This window comes from Flavobacterium sp. CHNK8 (assembly GCF_019774515.1).
In the GTDB taxonomy this organism is placed as follows: domain Bacteria; phylum Bacteroidota; class Bacteroidia; order Flavobacteriales; family Flavobacteriaceae; genus Flavobacterium; species Flavobacterium tiangeerense.
On the sequence record NZ_CP081492.1, the window covers coordinates 2,505,187 to 2,523,253 of the forward strand.

The window sequence follows — 18,067 nt, forward strand, 5'->3', positions numbered from 1 at the left end:
TAAAATGAGAAAATTTTTAATGATTACAGCAGCAATGATTATATTATTTATTGTTGGATATTTCACTTTTTTATACAATGCTACCTATAGTGAAGGAGTTCGTTCTGGCGAATTAATTAAAGTCAGTAATAAAGGAGTCGCTTTTAAAACTTGGGAAGGAGAAATCAGCCAAGGTATTTCAGGAGCACAAATTTTCACCTTTTCAGTATTAGATAGCGAGGAAAAAGTAATCTCAGATTTACAGTCGTTAGAAGGTCAATATGTTCAAGTAAATTACGTAGAACGATACCGTACTTTTCCATGGTGGGGCGATACACGCTATTTCATTACTGATGTTAAAAAAGTCAACTCGCCATTTAAAATAAAATAAATGAATCAGACATTTATAACTGTTGCTTCGTCAAACATTACTATTTCTGAACTCATGTTGCCTTCGCATACCAATTTTAGTGGTAAAATACATGGTGGTTATATATTGTCGCTTTTAGATCAAATTGCTTTTGCTTGTGCCTCAAAATTTTCAGGAAATTATTGTGTAACCGCCTCGGTTGATACCGTAAATTTCTTGAAACCCATTGAAGTTGGTGAACTAGTGACCATGAAAGCTAGTGTGAATTATGTGGGTAAAAGTTCTATGATTGTGGGCATCAGGGTAGAAGCCGAAAACATTCAAACGGGAAAAATAAAACACTGTAATTCCTCCTACTTTACCATGGTGGCAAAAAACAGCGACGGTGAAAGCGTTACCGTACCTGGACTTATATTGTCTAACCAGAGTGATTTGAGACGCTATTTTAACTGCGTTAAGCAAATTGCTTTAAAGAAAGAAAAAGACTTACACGAAGAAATTTTTGACCATAATTCACCTGCAGCCATTGCTAGCCTTGATGGCCACAATGTAAAGCTCGATATAGAATTTCACTAATAAAGGTTTTGAAAAAATAAAGATATTTCAGAATTTCTAGAATGAAACTATATCAAATTAAGGAGTGAATTTTTAAAACAAAAAAAATGTTAACTGAATGTGTTATTTCGTTAAACAATTCCTCAAAGCACCTTCTAGATTTTTAAACTGAAATTGAAAACCTGTTTGCTCTATTTTCTCAGACGAAACCCTCCTACCCGTAAGCACAATTTTTGACATTTCTCCCATCATAAACTCTAAAACAAATACAGGAACATTGGGCAACCAAATAGCGTAACCGTATACACAGGCAAGGGTTTTCGAGAAAATAGTATTAGTAGTATTGTCTTGTATGGCAGCATTGTAGGCTCCGTTCATGGTTTCATTTTGCATGGCATGAAAATACATCTCACATAAATCATCTACATGAATCCAAGGCATGTACTGTTTTCCAGTACCAAGTGCAGATCCTAACCGAAGTTTAAAAACTGTGGATAACTTATTCAATACACCATCCTTTTTACCCAATACTAAGCCTGTTCTTAACTTAACAGTTCTAATATTTCTATTCTCTATAAAATCAATTGCGTCCTCCCATTTTTGACAAGTGTACCCTAAAAAATCATTTTCTGGAAGCATTGTTTCTTCACAAATCTCCTCGCCATTAATAGCACCGTAAATACCAACTGCAGAGGCAGATATAAATGCGTCAAGCTTTTTATTGTGTTTCTTGATCGTAGTGTATAATAATAAAGTAGATTGTTCCCTACTTTCAATTATAGCAGCTTTACGTTTTGCAGTCCATCTTTTCTCAGCGATGTTCTCTCCAGCAAGGTGTACAATAAAATCTGCTCGCAAAACTGCTTGTTCATCAATGGTTTGATTTTCAACGTCCCACTTATAATAAAAAACCTTTTCAAGGTTAGGTCTCAAAGTCCTTGTCAAAATGGATACTGTAAAGCCTTTTGATAAAAGCAAAGTCGTCAATTGCTTTCCTATAAATCCTGTTCCGCCACTTATTAATACGTTCTTTTTCATAATAGTGTAAAGCTAATGATTTTTTAAAGATATAAAATTATAATAAATTTTGTTTAACTTTATTAATATATAGTTAAACATTCACTACCTTTATACCTTAATTTGAAATAAACACTAAAATGGCTACCAAGAAAACAGCAATTACAAAAGATAAAATAGTTTCATTGTATATGGATTATGTACTAGAACACAGTGAAAAACCTAAGTCCGTATACAGTTTTAGCAAATCAAATGATTTTACTGAGACTGATTTTTATGCCTACTTTGGAACTATTGAGAGCATCGAAAAGGAAATTTTCAAAATGTTTATAGAAAAAACAGTAGAACTACTGCATAAAAACAAAGAATATGAGATGTATGACATGAAGAGTAAAATGCTAAGTTTTTATTTTACTTTTTTTGAGATTCTTACTGCCAATAGAAGTTATGTAGTTTTAGTTTTAAAAGAACACAACAATCAGCTCAAGAAAGTGATGCAACTATCTGGATTGAGAAACAGCTTTAAAAATTTCCTTACCGAGATTATCGCTGATGATTTTAGAACACAACAGGAACGTTTACAAAACTTTCAAGAAAAAGCTTTTCAAGAAACGTCTTGGATACAACTTTTATTAACCTTAAAGTTCTGGCTTGATGATGCTAGTCCCGCATTTGAAAAAACAGATATCTACATTGAAAAATCTGTTAAAGTAACTTTTGAGTTGATGAATATTGCTCCGATAGACAGTTTAATCGATTTTGGAAAATTTATTTTCAAAGAAAAAATATACAACAAGTAATGAAAACAATAGACTATATACCCACTTCAAAAATTGAGCGGGCAACTAAATTAGTACAAACAGGTGCAAAAGTTGGCGTAAACTACCTTAAATATTATGGTGGCAAAATGGTCAACTCTGATATGACACGTGATCAATTGAATGAAGATAATGCAGAGGATATTTATGATGGGCTTAAAAGTTTAAAAGGAAGTGCACTTAAAGTAGCCCAAATGTTAAGCATGGATAAAAGTTTTTTACCACAAGCTTACGTTGAAAAATTCTCACTGTCTCAGTTTTCAGTGCCTCCATTATCTGCTCCATTGGTTTTAAAGACATTCAAAACTAATTTTGGTAAAACACCGTATGAAATATTTGATGAATTTAATGCTAACTCTGTAAATGCGGCTAGCATAGGACAAGTACACGTTGCGGTTAAAGACGGTAAAAAATTAGCGGTAAAAATTCAGTATCCTGGTGTAGCCAATAGTATTTCATCGGATTTGTCTATGGTAAAACCAATTGCCATAAGAATGTTTAACCTGCAAGGAAAAGATTCTGATAAATATTTCAAAGAAGTAGAAGATAAATTGATTGAGGAGACTAATTACTTACTGGAACTAAAACAAAGTCAAGAGGTAGTTGAAGCGTGCCAAAAAATTGAAAATTTAGTTTTCCCTAGCTATTATCCAGAGTTTTCATCAGAGAAAATCATTACCATGGACTGGATGACCGGAAAACACTTATCTGAGTTTACAAAAATAAATACAGATCAAGTGGCATCTAATAAAATTGGTCAGGCATTATGGGATTTTTACATGTACCAAATTCATATTCTGAAAAAAGTACACGCAGATCCTCATCCAGGAAACTTCTTGGTAGATGAAAACAATAATCTTGTAGCACTTGATTTTGGATGCATGAAAAAAATTCCTACTGAATTCTACATTCCATATTTTGAGCTTATTGACAAAAAGGTCATAAATGATCCTAAATTATTTAACGCTAAATTGTTTGAACTTGAAATTTTAAGAACAGATGATACCCAAGAGGAGATAGCTTATTTTACAACTATGTTTCATGATCTGTTATCCTTATTTACCCAGCCATTTCAAGCATCAACATTTGATTTTTCTGACGAAAGCTTTTTTGAAGATATTGCAGCACTAGGAGAACGTTTTTCAAAAGACACCAACCTGAGAAAGATGAATGGGAATAGAGGTTCTAAACATTTTATATACATGAACAGAACATTTTTTGGATTGTACAATTTAATGTTTGACTTAAAGGCTACAGTAGTTGTCAATGAGTTTGAAAAATACAAGTAGTGAAAAAAGAGCATTTACCCTCAAAGATGTGCCTAGTTTGTAACAGGCCCTTCAACTGGCGGAAAAAATGGGAAAAGGTTTGGGAAGACGTAAAATATTGTAGTGAAAAATGCAGAAGAAACAAAAAGGTTTAGTTTGGTTTAGAAATGATTTAAGAGTTCAGGATAATGAATCACTTAAGAATGCAATTGATACTAATGAGACAGTTGTTGCTGTATATTTTTTTGACCCAAGACAGTTTGAAGAAACGCAATTTGGATTTAAAAAAACAGAGAAATTTAGAGCCAAATTTTTAATTGAATCTGTGGTTGTTTTAGGCAAAAATCTAGAAAAACTAAACATTTCTTTATTGGTTTACCACAAAAAACCTGAGGATGTATTGCCTGAATTCATTAAAAAGAATGAAATTAATTCCCTTTACTTTCAAGAAGAATGGACTAGTGAGGAAAAGCAAGTTGAACAAAATGTTAGAGAAAAAACAGAGGCTTCAGTAGAATTTAGAACTTCTTACAACCAGTTTTTGTTTCATCCTGATAGTATTCCGTTTGATATTGAATCGATACCAAATGTTTTTACACAATTTAGAAATAAATGCGAAAAATCAGCTCGAGTTAAATCTTTATTTGTTTCTAAATCAAAATCAAAAGAAAATTTAGTGCCAAATGACACTAAGATTCCTACTCTACAAGACTTAGGATTAGAAGATTTTGAATTAGATTCTAGAACTGCTTTTCCGTTTTATGGCGGTGAAGATGCAGCTTTGTCTAGATTACAAAGTTATTTTTGGGATAGTGAAAAGTTAAGCGTTTATAAGCTCACTCGCAATGGATTGATAGGCGCTGATTTTAGTTCGAAATTTTCGCCTTGGTTGGCCAATGGTTCTATTTCAGCCAAAACTATTTATTGGGAAATCTTGCAATATGAAAAAGAGGTAGAAAAAAACGAATCTACATACTGGTTAATTTTTGAGTTGATTTGGAGAGACTATTTCAAATATATTTCCTTAAAAAACGGAGATAGCATCTTTAAAATAGGCGGCATTTTACATAGAGATTACGATTGGAAAAATAATAAATATGCAATTACTAAATGGATAAATGGAACTACCGAAGAACCATTTGTAAATGCAAATATGATTGAACTAAAGGAAACGGGCTGGATGAGTAATAGAGGTAGGCAAAATGTAGCTTCGTACTTTGCTAAAGACTTGTTACTGGACTGGCGTATTGGTGCTGCTTATTTTGAGTCTCTTTTGCTTGATTATGATGTCCACAGCAATTATGGTAACTGGATGTATGTTTCTGGAGTGGGCAATGATCCTAGAGATCGCAAATTCAACATTAAGTTACAAGCGTCTAATTATGACGGACAATCCAAGTTTCAAAATTTATGGTTGCAAAATAAACTATTCTAATATAAATGAATACCAATAAAAAAAATATCAATGTAGTCTGGTTGAAAAGAGACCTTCGTTTGCAAGATAACGAAGCTATTTTCAATGCAACAAAAACGGGAATACCTACTTTGTTGTTATATGTATTTGAAAAATCATTAGAAAATGATACTCATTACAGTACAAGACATTGGAATTTTATCAAACAATCTATAGTAGATTTAAACAAGCAATTAGAAAAATCTAACACAAAAATATTAGCAGTTTCATCTGAGGTGATTCAAGTATTCAATTTTCTTGAAGAAAATTATAAAATAATAACCGTCTATTCACACCAAGAAACAGGAATTAAAATAACCTATGAACGAGATAAAACGTTCAAGAGATATTGTAAAAACAACTTTATTCAATGGCAAGAAAATATCAATAATGGTATTTTTAGAGCTTTAAAGAATCGTTCCAACTGGGTACAAGACTGGGAGCAGTATATGAATTCACCGTTACTACATTTTGATTTTGATCCGAATAAATACATCTCAGCTGAGGAGATTAACGAAATAGAAAAAACATTAGAAAAACAGAATCTAGAAACTGTACCCGATACCATTTTTCAAAAAGGAGGTACAACAATGGGGCGTAAATATCTAGAAACCTTTTTTACTGAACGTTATTTCAACTACAGTTCGCATATTTCTAAACCTTTATTGGCTAGAAAAAGCTGTAGTAGACTTTCTCCATATATTGCTTGGGGAAATTTATCCACTCGCGAAGTATTGCAAAAAGCAGCTACTTTTAGATTAAATTGTAGTGATCCCAAACAAATTGACTCCTTTGTTTCTAGGCTAACATGGCAAGCCCATTTTATTCAAAAATTTGAAATGGAGGAAATCATGGAGTTTGAGAGTGTAAATAAAGGCTTTCATTCTTTACAAAAAAAGGTGAATTTGAACTATATAGAAGCGTGGAAAACAGGTAACACTGGATTCCCACTTATTGATGCCTGCATGAGATGTTTAAATGAAACTGGATATCTAAATTTTAGAATGCGTGCCATGTTAGTGTCCTTTTTTACACATAATTTATGGCAACCATGGCAGGAAGCTACCCATCATTTATCCCAAATGTTTTTGGACTTTGAGCCGGGAATTCATTTTCCGCAATTGCAAATGCAAGCAGGAGAAACAGGTATAAACATGCTTCGCATTTACAATCCTATAAAAAACAGTTATGAACATGATCCAGAGGGAGAGTTTATACGAAAATGGGTTCCTGAGTTGCAAAATATTCCGCGCAGCTTTATCCATGAACCTTATAAAATGACCTATTTAGACCAAAAGTTTAATGATTTTGAAGTTGGTGTAGATTATCCAAAACCAATTGTCAATATGGAAAGGACTAGGAAATTTGCGAGTGATTTTTTATGGAAAATGAAAAAAAATCCGCTTGTAAAAGAAGAAAGTTATCGTATCCTAAAATTACATACTATGGCCGATATAGGCGAAAGTGAATCCTAGACTAAAAAATAATAACAAAAATATTCTATCGTGACTGTAAAAAAAGAACTTACTGATTTAGAAAAAGACCGCGTTATAGAAATGGCTTGGGAAGACCGAACTACGTTTGACGCTATTTTATTGCAATTTGGACTCAAAGAACAAGAAGTAATCAACTTGATGCGCGCCGAAATGAAACCATCAAGTTTTAAAATGTGGCGTGAAAGAGTGCAAGGTAGAAAAACGAAGCATGAAAAATTAAGAGATTTTAGAGAAGGACGATTTAAATGCACCATGCAAAGACAAATCAACAACAATAAGATTTCAAAACGATAATTTACATACAACTACAAAAATAAATTTTAATAACTGATTGATATTACACATGAAAAACATAGTAATCATTGGGGGAAGCAAAGGTATTGGTAGTGCTATACTATTACAACAATTAGAAAGCAATATCGTGTACAATATAAGTAGAAACGAGCCTGAAATCACACACCCCAACTTGAGACACTTTTCAATAAATGTTCTACAAGATGCTTTACCTGATATAGAAAACGTGGATACTTTAATCTATTGTCCTGGTTCTATAAATCTAAAACCAATAGGAAGTTTAAGTATTGACGATTTTAGAAATGATTTTGAAATAAACGTAATAGGGGCAGTAAAAGCTATTCAAAAATACTTAGCCGCTTTACGAAAAGGAACTAATCCGTCGATCGTTTTATTCAGTACGGTTGCTGTAAAACTAGGAATGCCGTTCCATGCGAGTATTGCTACCGCCAAAGCAGGAATTGAAGGGCTTGTAAAATCATTAGGAGCTGAATTAGCATCTGTGATTAGAATCAATGCTATTGCGCCTACAATTACCGAAACGACTTTAGCAGCGGGAATATTAAGAAACGATCGTATGAAGGAAAATATGGTAGAACGCCACCCGATGAAAGGGTATTTAAAGCCAGAAGAAGTTGCGAATATGGCTAACTTCTTGATTTCAGAGAACGCTAAATCCATATCCGGACAGATATTCGAAATGGATTACGGCATCGTATCTTTTAAAATATAAAAATAATTCACCCAAAATAAAAATTGAAACCCAGAATAGAATGATCAAAGAAATGAAAAGTTACGAAAAAATTGAACAGTACGATACCGAAATAACAAACGCATTAGCGGATAATTATAAAGTAATAATCGAAAATTTAGGTGAGGATGTGACTCGCGAAGGTCTAGAAAAAACACCTGAACGCGTTGCAAAAGCAATGCAATATTTAACACATGGGTACGGCTTAGATCCTTTAGAAATTCTAAAATCTGCTATGTTTACTGAAGATCACCAGCAAATGATTGTTGTAAAAGATATTGAAGTGTACTCCATGTGTGAACATCACATGCTTCCGTTTTTTGGAAAAGCACACGTTGCTTATATTCCAAATGGTAAAATTGTAGGTTTGAGTAAAATACCAAGAGTTGTTGATGCTTTTGCTCGAAGAATGCAAGTACAAGAACGATTGACGGACCAAATTAAAAACTGTATTCAAGAGGCTTTAAATCCGCTAGGAGTTGCCGTAGTGATTGAAGCACAACATATGTGTATGCAAATGCGTGGGATTCAAAAACAAAATTCTGTAACAACTACTTCTTCTTTTACAGGTGCTTTTGAAAAAGACAAAACCAGAAAAGAGTTTATCAGTTTGGTATCTAATAAACTAAGTTAATTGTATCTTTAGATAAAAATTATAATCCTACCATAAATTCACAAAAGGAAATTACAAGATTTAAATATTGCGTAGTTTCCTTTTTTTGTTAACCTAATTTATAAAGCCATGAAAATTCTCTTAACTGGTGCCACAGGATACATAGGAAAAAGACTTTTACCCTTATTAGTAGAACAAGGTCATGAAGTAATATGTTGTGTACGAGATAAGAATAGGTTTTATTGCCCTATTGAATTTCAAAGTAAAATTACAGTAATTGAGGTTGATTTTTTAGACGAACTATCGGTTCAAAATATTCCGAATGCAATAGATGTAGCGTATTATTTGATACACTCCATGTCAGGATCTGCTACAAACTATGACGAATTAGAAAGTTTATCAGCGAAAAACTTTGTTTCCAAGTTGAACCAAACTAGCGTACAGCAAGTAATTTATTTAAGTGGTATTGTAAACGACCAAGCCTTGTCAAAACACCTTTCTTCCCGAAAAAAAGTAGAAGATATTTTAACTAATGGAACTTTTGCTACCACTACCCTACGCGCTGGAATTATTGTAGGATCTGGTAGCGCCTCATTTGATATTATCAGGGATTTAGTGAATAAACTACCTATAATGATCACCCCAAAATGGCTCAATACAAGATGCCAACCCATAGCCATCACTGATGTGTTGGATATTTTAATGCGATCCTTATTGAATCCAAAAACGTTTGATCAAAGTTTTGATATTGGTGGGCCTGATATTTTAACGTATAAAGAGATGCTTTTAGGTTTTGCTGCAGCCAAAAATTTAAAAAGATGGATTTTCACAGTACCCGTAATGACCCCTAAGCTTTCCTCCTATTGGTTGTATTTTGTAACTTCAACATCCTATAGATTGGCATCGGCACTGGTAAGCAGTATGAAAGTGGAAGTGGTATGCAATGACAATAGAATTAATGACATTGTGCAAGTAAAACCTATGACGTACCAACAGGCATTAAAACGAGCTTTGATAAAAGTGGACGAAGATAAGGTGGCTTCCAGCTGGAAAGATTCTATGATTAGTGGGCGTTTCAACACCAATCTTTCTAATTATTTAAAAGTACCCAAAAAAGACTGCTTTATTGACCGCAGAAAAATGGAAATCATTGACCGGGAATTTACCATCAGTAGAATTTGGTCCATAGGAGGTGAAACGGGTTGGTATTATGGAGATTGGCTCTGGGATTTACGAGGTTTTATTGATAAATTATATGGTGGTGTAGGTTCCAGACGTGGACGAACCAACAGACATGATATTCATGCTGGTGATGCTCTTGATTTTTGGAGGGTTTTGTATGCCAATAAAGAAGAAGGAAAACTTATCTTATTTGCCGAAATGAAACTTCCAGGTGAAGCTTGGCTCGAGTTTAAAATAATTGGAAATACCTTATATCAATCGGCAACTTTTAGACCTGATGGAATATGGGGTAAATTGTATTGGTACAGCGTTGTTCCTTTTCATGGATTTATATTCAAAGGAATGCTTCAAAAATTAATTTACTAATTCTGTTTAAAACTCAAAACCCAATACGCGTTTAAAACTTTTAAACATGTATTGGGAAATGTAAACTATTTTAAAATTCCTGCTTTATACGTAGCAATAGCTCTATCTCTAGCCATAGCGTGCTCTACCATAGGTTTTCCGTATCCTAAATCAAATTCTTTAATCCATTTTCTAATGTAAGCTCCTTTTTCATCAAACTTTTTTTGTTGAATATCTGGATTAAAAACTCTAAAATATGGCGCTGCATCACAACCAGTTCCAGCAGCCCATTGCCAGTTGCCTACATTTGCAGACATATCATAGTCTAATAATTTTTGTGCAAAATAGGCTTCGCCCCATTGCCATTCAATTAATAAATGTTTGCATAAAAAACTAGCTACAACCATACGGACTCTATTGTGCATGTAGCCGGTCTCATTAAGCTGACGCATCCCTGCATCAACCATAGGATAACCTGTTTTTCCTTCGCACCAACGCTTAAAATCGGCTTCGTCATTGCGCCATTCTATTCCGTCGTAGGCCGCTTTAAAATTACGATTGACCACTTTTGGAAAACTGTAAAGAATTTGCATAAAAAATTCTCTCCAAATCAATTCGCTTAAAAAAACATCATTTTTATGAAAAGCCCAATTGACTAATTTGCGCACACTTACTGTCCCGAAACGCAAATGAGGAGATAGATAAGAAGTTTTATCCATAGCTGGAAAATCTCTTGTATCCTGATAATTTGATATAAACTTGAGATTGTGTGGCTTAACACTGATAGCGCTTTTTTCAAAACCTATTTCTTCCAGTGTAGGCATTGCATAGGAATTCTTATGAAAATTAGCATATAATGATTCTGTATCATACTCCACAACAGGCGCCATCGTTTTGTATTTTTCTAACCATTTATTTTTAAAGGGTGTGTATACGGTATAAGGCAACCCATCAGCTTTTGTGATTTCTTTTTCTTCGAAAATTACTTGGTCTTTAAAAGCTTGTGCTTTTACGTTACTTTGTTCAAGCAACTCACAAATGGCGGCATCACGCTCTAGTGCATACGGCTCATAATCTTTGTTATAAAAAACATTTTGAATATCGTATTCTTCTAATAGCGATTTCCAAACGACATGAGTTTGTCCTTTTTTTACAAGAAGTGAACTCCCTATTTGCGCTAATGCATCCTGAATGGTACTTAATGATTGATGTATAAAGTTGACCCTTGCATCATTTACTGGCAGTTTATCCAGTATGGCATCATCAAAAATAAACAACGGAATTACAACTTTGCTTGACTGTAAGGCCTGAAATAAACCTGCGTTATCGTCTAGTCTTAAATCCCGTCTAAACCAAAAGAGAGATACTTGTTGCTTGCTCATTATTTTGAATTAAAAATTTCATCAACCTTTGTTACACGGTATTCAAAAATTGATTTTAATTTATTTTTCACTACTAATGCGTTCATGATGCGACCTAAAATGCCTAATGGCAAGCCATAATGCACCACATCAGTCATTTTTGTTCCTGTAGGGGTTTCTTCAAAGAAATGTTTGTGGTGCCAAAAGCTGTAAGGTCCAAAACGCTGTTCGTCTATGAAATAGCTGTTTTCTTTAACTTGAGTAATAATCGTCATCCAAGATAAGGTGATGCCAAAAAGTGGTGTCACTCTATATTGTATAACTTGTCCGGGATACATTGATTTTTGATCAAAATCAGTGATTTGAAAACCCATTCCTTCGGGTGTAATTTTTTGAAGGTTTTTTGGGTTCGAAAAAAAAGTCCAACATTCAGCAACAGGTGCATTGACATGCTGAACGGTTTCTTGTTTGTATATTTTCATAATGGCTTTGTAAAAGAAATTGGTGTTTTTTTTGCGCGTGAGGGATAGTAGTGGAGCTCTTTTTTTGGGTTGACTTTTTTTGTCAAGCCAAAAAAAAGCGGGAACGGATAGCCCGACCCCGCTGTAACGCTAGTGGAAGCGAGGTCACGCCCCAACGATTTTAATTAGATTTTGTAGTATTTGAAGGGTACAAACAGCATCCCAAAACACTCTCCGTGTTCTTTACCTAAATGCTTGTGGTGTACTTTGTGTGCTTTACGCAAACCTATTAAATACTTATTATTAGTGTGTTTGAACCACTTAAAACGCTGATGAATAAGGACATCATGGATTAAAAAATAACACAAACCATAAAACATAATGCCTAGACCTATGAAAAATCTATAATTCAAACCGCCTTCAACTCCGTAGTAAAAAAGAGCAATGCTTGGCGCTGCAAAAATCACAAAAAAGATGTCGTTTCTCTCAAAGATGTTTGCGTATTTTGGCTGATGATGATCTGCATGAAAATACCACATGGAACCGTGCATTACATACTTATGGGTACACCAAGTAATCCCCTCCATGGTTAAAAAAGTACCAAGAAAAATCAAAAAAAATATCATTTTATTATGTATTTAAGTGTAACAATTTTTATTAATGATGAAATTATACTAGTTTTAATTTATAAGACACAAAAGATTTGGCTAGTAAACCTGCTTTGGTGTAGTTAGAAACCCTAATACGAGCGCTACCAATTTCATGATACGGCGTATTTTCAAGTTTTTTTAATAATTTTTTGTAGTAAACAAATGCGGTGTAAACACCAAACTTAGCTTCGATTGGCAATTTCACAATCCCTTCGTAAGCCACTCTAAAATCTTCTTCGATTTCAGTAATGATGGCTGTTTTTGCCTTTTCGTCAAATGAATTTAGGTCTACTCCTGGAAAATAATTTCGGTTCAATACCAAGTTATCATCTTTTAAGTCCCGTAAGAAATTCACTTTTTGGAAAGCCGATCCTAATCTCATGGCTTCATCCTTGAGTTGATCATAACGCTCGTTATCTCCGGCTACAAACACTTTGAGGCACATCAGTCCTACTACATCTGCTGATCCGTATATATATGCATCATATTCTTCTTTACTATCATAATCAGATTTGATTAAGTCTAATTTCATGCTACGTAAAAAGGCCTGAATTAAATCGTCAGTAATATTATATTGCTTTACGGTTTGTTGAAATGAATTCAAGATGGGATTCAGACTTATACCACGATCAAAGGCTTTATAGTATTCGTCTTCAAACTCTGTGATTAAACTTTCCTTGTCAAAACCATGAAAGGTATCTACAATTTCATCTGCAAAACGCACAAAACCATAAATGCTATAAATGGCGTCCCTAATGCTTGGTGACAGCATGTACACCGCTAGTGAGAACGAGGTGCTATAATTTTTGGTAACTAACTTGCTACATTTGAAAGATACGTCGTCAAATAATTGCTTCATACTATTGTTCTGAAAATTGCTTATTAATTAATTCCGACACTAATTTTCCAGAAATTAATGCGGGCGGAACACCTGGTCCAGGAACGGTCAACTGGCCTGTAAAATATAAATTTTTAACCTTTTTACTTTTCAACTTCGGTCTCAAAAACGCTGTTTGCAAGAGCGTATTTGCCATGCCGTACGCATTTCCTTTGTATGAATTATACTCTGAAACAAAATCATTTTTACAAAAAGACTCTTTAAAAATAATACTTTCTCTAACATTTTGCTGTGTTAGGGTTTCAAAACGCTTGATGATTATTTCAAAATATTCTTCTCTTAACGCCTCAGTATCATTTATCCCTGGTGCTAAAGGTACAAGAAAAAATCCAGACTCCATACCTTCAGGTGCAGCAGTTGCATCTGTTACAGATGGGAAATTTGCATAAAACAAAGGCTCTTTCGGCCATTGAGGTTCATCATAAATATCCTTAGCGTGCTGATAAAAATCAACATCAAAAAACAAAGCATGGTGTGCTATGTTTTCTAATTTTTTATTAAATCCTACATAAAACAATAATGATGATGGAGCAAAAACTTTACTATCCCAATATTTCTCTGAATACGCTCGGTATTTTTGATCTAATAATGTTTCTGTGTGGTGGTAATCAGCACCACTCAAAATTAAATCAGATGCCACGCGCTCTCCATTTATTTGAAGGGCAACTGCTGTTCCGTTTTCAACAATTATTTTGTCAGCTCCCGCATTGGTTACAAATTGTACTCCTTGTTCTTTTGCAAGATTTACCATGGCTCTCACCACATCAAACATTCCTGTTTTTGGATGCCAAGTTCCCAATCCGAAATCAGCAAAATTCATAAAACTATAAAAAGAAGGCGTATCAGATGGTTTTGCACCAAGGAACAAAACAGGAAACTCTAAAATCTGGATTAGCCTTTCGTTTTTAAATTTCTTACGTACATCTCTACTTATGTTACTGAAAAATTCTCCCACTTTCAGCGCCGTTTCGGTGGTAATTAATTCTAAAGCCGAAACTCCTGGACGATAAACTAAATCTTTAATAGCGATATCATAGTTGCTTTTGGCACGAGCCATAAATTTTTGCAGCTTTGCACCACTACCATTTTCGATGGACTCGAAAGTAGCAACAATTTCATCTAAATTATCAGCAATAGTAATAAAATCATTGATTCCGTAGTACACTCTGTAGGCTGGTGCTAGTTTAATCAACTCATAATAATCAGTAGTTTTTTTACCAAAATCAGCAAAAAATCGCTCAAAAACATCTGGCATCCAGTACCAACTAGGCCCCATATCAAACGTAAAACCGTCTATTTTGAGTTGTCTTGCTCTACCACCTAAAGAATCGTTTTTTTCATAAACGGTTACATCATGGCCACTTTGAGCTAAATAGGAAGCAGCAGCCAAAGCAGAGAAGCCTGATCCTATTATTGTTATTTTTTTTATATCTTTCATTTGTCTAGCAAATATACAAATTGTTTAAACAAAATATTAAATCCAATCAATTAATTCTGAAATAGAATTAAAAATTGTTATTTGCTCTGGAAGTTCGTCCTTTTTTATAAACTCAACCATGCGCCCAATATACCATAATTCTGTGGTGTCATCTAATAATTCTTCTGACATCTTCTGGATATAATTATCCAGAATATCTCGTTCTGGCTGAACCGTCATGTAAGAAACATATACAATAGAGTTAAAGTGTTTTTTTAAGTCTTTTAGGTTTTCAATAGGCATACTTTCACCCAGATAAATCGTTTTGTATCCGTGTAATAACACTTCATAGTTTAAGTACATCAAACCTAGTTCATGAATCTCGTTCATAGGCAAAGACAAAACAAAAACTTTATCGTTCTTGGTTTGCTTTAAAACTTGAAGTTTCTCTGTATTAATTAGTAATTTTTGTTTGATTAAATAACTAATAAAATGCTCGTGAGCAGGTGTAATTGTATCGGATTGCCACAAAAGTCCTAATTCATTCATCAATGGAATAAAAACTTGATGAAAAATCTCTTTAAATGATTTCTCAGCTATTAACCAATTGTATGTGTTAAAAAATAACTCTTGATCAAAGTTCATCATAGCCATCTTAAACTCACTGATGGCGTGACTTTTTGCAGTTTTACTCGAAATTATTTCACGTACAAGCGAAGGAATTTTTTCCTGAGGATAGGTTGCAATTTTTGATATCTTGTATCCATAATCATGGAGCAAGGTTATGTTTAAAAGTTTTTGTAAACTAGCCAAATCATACAAACGAATGTTAGTATCTGTACGCATGGGCTGAAGAATATCGTAACGTTTCTCCCAAATTCGTATCGTGTGAGCTTTGATCCCCGAAAGGTTTTCAAGATCCTTGATACTGAATACATTTTTTACATTGTTCATCGTTTTTTAATATTTATTGAACAAATGTAAAATAAATTTTATTATAAATGGTACTAAATACACCAAAACAAGTAAAAACAGTTGTATTTACTTCAAACTCACCCGTTTTATTGTATTCAAAAGGTCTAAATGCAGAATTGTCTTAGAATTATCTTCGTTTCTAGTGTACATAGGTTCAAACTTAGCACCATAAATTAATTCGTTAAATGTATATGATGTTCTTGTGGCAACTGTATTGCTAAACATATCGTCAAAGGCGGTTAAGAATACAATAATTTCTCCGTTGGTAGATTTGAAATCCTCTTCGGTAAATCCATATAGTGGACTGCTCTCTGTAATAGGATGAACGAGTGTCCAGCTTAAAGTGAGTACATTTATTCTTTCTAATTCTAGGTCTAATGCAAAAAATTTATTGATATAAACCCCATTTTCTTTTATGCTCATTCTAATGGTGACCTTAGCAAAAGCATCAGTAAGATTGGTGTTTTTAAAAGGGGTTACTCGCATCATCAAACCCGTACCTTCTTTATACGGTGCAATGATAGCATTATGAGAAAACTTAAGAAAAGCGGTGGGTTTACTAAATCTTCCAAAAAATAAACCTGTTGCAATGGCAAAACTAAGTAATCCAATCAAGGCTTCGGCTGCAGCTAATAAACTACTTAAAAAACCCTCCGGACTGATGTGACCATACCCCACAGTGGTAAAGGTTTGAGCACTAAAAAAATACGCTTGACCAAATTTCCCCCAATCAGAACCCCCAGCATCTATCCCATTTAAGTGTTCTATTCCTATAGCGTAATACAAAAGCGCAAAAATAAGATTCATTGCAATATAGAACAATAAAAGTATAGAGAGAAACCGCCAACGTGGCATATCAATCATGGTATGATACCAACTGATTCTACTCCAGAAAAACATTCCGCTTTTTACCACATTTGCAGTGCCATCTTTATTTATAAATCGGCCTCCATAGTTATTGGCATTCGTACCAAAACCTGTATTCTGTTGTGATTCCCCTTTTGGATTCATAGCTTTTAGTTATAAAATGACAAAAACACCATTAGAATGGCCTCCTTAAATGCTTGATTGAAACAACAAAAATATAAATATAAAAACAAGTACGTTAACACATACTATAAAACGTTGTCAATCTCATGATAAACTACCATTTTTAAAAGTAATTCGTTCCCACTTTTTTTATAAATTAGTACCAACTAAAAAAAACTATGAAAAAAATAACCAAAGAAGATATCAGTCAAGAAATATTTGACTTGTATGACGATTATGCGCACAACAAAATTGACCGTCGCGGATTTGTAGAAAAACTATCTTTATTTGCTGTTGGTACCTTAACGCTTCCTTCATTATTGAGCTTTATGTCCCCAAATTATGTAGATTCAATTTTGATACAACCCGAAGACCCCAGAATAAAATCGGGATTTATTACTTACAATTCAGACAAAGGTGGCGGACCAATAAAAGGACTTTTATCTCAACCTACAGGAACAAAAAAGAAATTACCAGGAATTATTATAGTACATGAAAACCGAGGTCTTAATCCGTACATTGAAGATGTAGGCCGTAGAGGAGCAGTTGAAGGATTTATTACGCTAGCGCCAGATGCTTTATCTCCATTAGGTGGCTATCCTGGTAATGATGATGCAGGACGCGAACTTCAAAAGAAACGTACGCGCGAAGAAATGCTCGAAGATTTTATTGCTGCTTACCATTTTTTAAAATCGCACAAAGATTGCAACGGACATATAGGAGTTGTTGGGTTTTGTTTTGGAGGTTGGATTGCGAATATGATGGCCGTAAAAATACCAGAACTTGATGCCGCAGTACCTTATTATGGAGGGCAACCCACAACTGCTGAAGCCGAAATGATTAAAACTCCTATCCTAGCCCAATACGCTGGCTTAGATACCCGTGTGAACGAAGGTTGGCCTGCTTATGAAACCATCTTAAAAAAGAACAACGTACAACATGTAGCCTATTTTTACGATGGTGTTAACCATGGTTTTCACAACAATACCACACCAAGATACGATGAAAAAGCCGCTACTTTATCTTGGACCAGAACCATTGATTTTTTCAAGAAAGAATTAAAGAAGAAATAATGACATACAAGATAAAATTCCCAAATTATCTTTGGGAATTTTTGTTTTGGTCTATAAAGATA

At 34.0% G+C, this 18,067-nt stretch carries 20 protein-coding genes; 12 read left to right on the forward strand and 8 right to left on the reverse strand.

Annotated elements, in window-relative coordinates:
* Positions 1-4 precede the first annotated feature (4 nt).
* Both K5V07_RS10795 and K5V07_RS10800 read left to right on the forward strand, forming a co-directional pair.
* Positions 5-370, forward strand: a complete 366-nt coding sequence (locus K5V07_RS10795) for a 6-phosphogluconate dehydrogenase (RefSeq protein WP_144888890.1) — start codon at positions 5-7, stop codon at positions 368-370.
* Positions 371-925: an acyl-CoA thioesterase gene (locus tag K5V07_RS10800; protein WP_221917490.1), complete on the forward strand. Its 555-nt coding sequence runs from the start codon at positions 371-373 to the stop codon at positions 923-925.
* A gap of 102 nt (positions 926-1,027) precedes the next feature.
* On the opposite strand, the gene K5V07_RS10805 is transcribed toward K5V07_RS10800, so the two are convergent.
* Positions 1,028-1,942 (reverse strand): TIGR01777 family oxidoreductase, encoded by a 915-nt coding sequence (locus tag K5V07_RS10805; RefSeq protein WP_144888892.1) that lies wholly within the window; start codon positions 1,940-1,942, stop codon positions 1,028-1,030.
* 119 nt (positions 1,943-2,061) lie between these two features.
* On the opposite strand from K5V07_RS10805, the gene K5V07_RS10810 reads away from it, so the two are divergent.
* From K5V07_RS10810 to K5V07_RS10850, 9 genes are all read left to right on the forward strand, one after another.
* Entirely contained in the window at positions 2,062-2,721 is a 660-nt protein-coding gene (locus tag K5V07_RS10810) for a TetR family transcriptional regulator C-terminal domain-containing protein (RefSeq protein ID WP_144888893.1), read from the forward strand.
* Positions 2,721-4,028, forward strand: a complete 1,308-nt coding sequence (locus tag K5V07_RS10815; protein WP_221917491.1) for an AarF/ABC1/UbiB kinase family protein — start codon at positions 2,721-2,723, stop codon at positions 4,026-4,028. The genes K5V07_RS10810 and K5V07_RS10815 overlap by 1 nt, the downstream gene beginning before the upstream one ends.
* Positions 4,028-4,162 (forward strand): DUF2256 domain-containing protein, encoded by a 135-nt coding sequence (locus K5V07_RS10820; RefSeq protein ID WP_144888895.1) that lies wholly within the window; start codon positions 4,028-4,030, stop codon positions 4,160-4,162. The genes K5V07_RS10815 and K5V07_RS10820 overlap by 1 nt, the downstream gene beginning before the upstream one ends.
* Positions 4,138-5,442 (forward strand): DASH family cryptochrome, encoded by a 1,305-nt coding sequence (locus K5V07_RS10825; RefSeq protein ID WP_221917492.1) that lies wholly within the window; start codon positions 4,138-4,140, stop codon positions 5,440-5,442. Before K5V07_RS10820 ends, K5V07_RS10825 begins: the two co-directional genes overlap by 25 nt.
* Positions 5,443-5,447: 5 nt before the next feature.
* A complete protein-coding gene (locus K5V07_RS10830) occupies positions 5,448-6,935 on the forward strand; it encodes a cryptochrome/deoxyribodipyrimidine photo-lyase family protein (RefSeq protein ID WP_221917493.1) in 1,488 nt (495 codons plus the stop codon).
* A 30-nt stretch (positions 6,936-6,965) separates the two neighbouring features.
* The gene (locus tag K5V07_RS10835; RefSeq protein ID WP_254906649.1) at positions 6,966-7,250 is read left to right on the forward strand and encodes a TIGR03643 family protein; all 285 of its coding nucleotides are present in this window, start codon (positions 6,966-6,968) and stop codon (positions 7,248-7,250) included.
* A gap of 49 nt (positions 7,251-7,299) precedes the next feature.
* Positions 7,300-7,983: an SDR family NAD(P)-dependent oxidoreductase gene (locus K5V07_RS10840; protein ID WP_221917494.1), complete on the forward strand. Its 684-nt coding sequence runs from the start codon at positions 7,300-7,302 to the stop codon at positions 7,981-7,983.
* Positions 7,984-8,035: 52 nt separating this feature from the next.
* Positions 8,036-8,635 carry a GTP cyclohydrolase I FolE gene (folE, locus tag K5V07_RS10845; protein WP_086453577.1) on the forward strand — a complete coding sequence of 200 codons (600 nt, stop codon included), beginning with the start codon at positions 8,036-8,038 and terminating at the stop codon, positions 8,633-8,635.
* A 108-nt stretch (positions 8,636-8,743) separates the two neighbouring features.
* Positions 8,744-10,162: an SDR family oxidoreductase gene (locus tag K5V07_RS10850; protein ID WP_221917495.1), complete on the forward strand. Its 1,419-nt coding sequence runs from the start codon at positions 8,744-8,746 to the stop codon at positions 10,160-10,162.
* Between the two features lie 65 nt (positions 10,163-10,227).
* Here K5V07_RS10850 and K5V07_RS10855 read toward each other — a convergent pair whose 3' ends face one another.
* From K5V07_RS10855 to K5V07_RS10885, 7 genes are all read right to left on the reverse strand, one after another.
* The gene (locus K5V07_RS10855) at positions 10,228-11,523 is read right to left on the reverse strand and encodes a deoxyribodipyrimidine photo-lyase (protein ID WP_221917496.1); all 1,296 of its coding nucleotides are present in this window, start codon (positions 11,521-11,523) and stop codon (positions 10,228-10,230) included.
* Positions 11,523-11,984, reverse strand: coding sequence for an SRPBCC family protein (locus K5V07_RS10860; RefSeq protein WP_221917497.1), 462 nt, complete (start codon positions 11,982-11,984; stop codon positions 11,523-11,525). Before K5V07_RS10860 ends, K5V07_RS10855 begins: the two co-directional genes overlap by 1 nt.
* A gap of 164 nt (positions 11,985-12,148) precedes the next feature.
* Entirely contained in the window at positions 12,149-12,589 is a 441-nt protein-coding gene (locus tag K5V07_RS10865) for a sterol desaturase family protein (protein WP_144888901.1), read from the reverse strand.
* 43 nt (positions 12,590-12,632) lie between these two features.
* Positions 12,633-13,472 carry a phytoene/squalene synthase family protein gene (locus K5V07_RS10870; protein ID WP_158729351.1) on the reverse strand — a complete coding sequence of 280 codons (840 nt, stop codon included), beginning with the start codon at positions 13,470-13,472 and terminating at the stop codon, positions 12,633-12,635.
* A gap of 1 nt (position 13,473) precedes the next feature.
* Positions 13,474-14,949 carry an NAD(P)/FAD-dependent oxidoreductase gene (locus K5V07_RS10875; protein ID WP_221917498.1) on the reverse strand — a complete coding sequence of 492 codons (1,476 nt, stop codon included), beginning with the start codon at positions 14,947-14,949 and terminating at the stop codon, positions 13,474-13,476.
* 36 nt (positions 14,950-14,985) lie between these two features.
* Positions 14,986-15,882, reverse strand: coding sequence for a MerR family transcriptional regulator (locus K5V07_RS10880; protein WP_182648240.1), 897 nt, complete (start codon positions 15,880-15,882; stop codon positions 14,986-14,988).
* 87 nt (positions 15,883-15,969) lie between these two features.
* Positions 15,970-16,914, reverse strand: coding sequence for an ion channel (locus tag K5V07_RS10885; RefSeq protein WP_221917499.1), 945 nt, complete (start codon positions 16,912-16,914; stop codon positions 15,970-15,972).
* 197 nt (positions 16,915-17,111) lie between these two features.
* On the opposite strand from K5V07_RS10885, the gene K5V07_RS10890 reads away from it, so the two are divergent.
* On the forward strand, positions 17,112-18,005 hold the full coding sequence (locus K5V07_RS10890) for a dienelactone hydrolase family protein (protein WP_221917500.1): 894 nt from the start codon (positions 17,112-17,114) through the stop codon (positions 18,003-18,005).
* Positions 18,006-18,067 lie beyond the last annotated feature (62 nt).

Coding starts and splice junctions, on each gene's coding strand:
- K5V07_RS10795 (WP_144888890.1), top strand. CDS start 5: ATGAGAAAATTTTTAATGATTACAGCAGCAATGATTATATTATTTATT.
- K5V07_RS10800 (WP_221917490.1), top strand. CDS start 371: ATGAATCAGACATTTATAACTGTTGCTTCGTCAAACATTACTATTTCT.
- K5V07_RS10805 (WP_144888892.1), bottom strand. CDS start 1,942: ATGAAAAAGAACGTATTAATAAGTGGCGGAACAGGATTTATAGGAAAG.
- K5V07_RS10810 (WP_144888893.1), top strand. CDS start 2,062: ATGGCTACCAAGAAAACAGCAATTACAAAAGATAAAATAGTTTCATTG.
- K5V07_RS10815 (WP_221917491.1), top strand. CDS start 2,721: ATGAAAACAATAGACTATATACCCACTTCAAAAATTGAGCGGGCAACT.
- K5V07_RS10825 (WP_221917492.1), top strand. CDS start 4,138: ATGCAGAAGAAACAAAAAGGTTTAGTTTGGTTTAGAAATGATTTAAGA.
- K5V07_RS10830 (WP_221917493.1), top strand. CDS start 5,448: ATGAATACCAATAAAAAAAATATCAATGTAGTCTGGTTGAAAAGAGAC.
- K5V07_RS10840 (WP_221917494.1), top strand. CDS start 7,300: ATGAAAAACATAGTAATCATTGGGGGAAGCAAAGGTATTGGTAGTGCT.
- folE (WP_086453577.1), top strand. CDS start 8,036: ATGAAAAGTTACGAAAAAATTGAACAGTACGATACCGAAATAACAAAC.
- K5V07_RS10850 (WP_221917495.1), top strand. CDS start 8,744: ATGAAAATTCTCTTAACTGGTGCCACAGGATACATAGGAAAAAGACTT.
- K5V07_RS10855 (WP_221917496.1), bottom strand. CDS start 11,523: ATGAGCAAGCAACAAGTATCTCTCTTTTGGTTTAGACGGGATTTAAGA.
- K5V07_RS10860 (WP_221917497.1), bottom strand. CDS start 11,984: ATGAAAATATACAAACAAGAAACCGTTCAGCATGTCAATGCACCTGTT.
- K5V07_RS10865 (WP_144888901.1), bottom strand. CDS start 12,589: ATGATATTTTTTTTGATTTTTCTTGGTACTTTTTTAACCATGGAGGGG.
- K5V07_RS10870 (WP_158729351.1), bottom strand. CDS start 13,472: ATGAAGCAATTATTTGACGACGTATCTTTCAAATGTAGCAAGTTAGTT.
- K5V07_RS10875 (WP_221917498.1), bottom strand. CDS start 14,949: ATGAAAGATATAAAAAAAATAACAATAATAGGATCAGGCTTCTCTGCT.
- K5V07_RS10880 (WP_182648240.1), bottom strand. CDS start 15,882: ATGAACAATGTAAAAAATGTATTCAGTATCAAGGATCTTGAAAACCTT.
- K5V07_RS10885 (WP_221917499.1), bottom strand. CDS start 16,914: ATGAATCCAAAAGGGGAATCACAACAGAATACAGGTTTTGGTACGAAT.
- K5V07_RS10890 (WP_221917500.1), top strand. CDS start 17,112: ATGAAAAAAATAACCAAAGAAGATATCAGTCAAGAAATATTTGACTTG.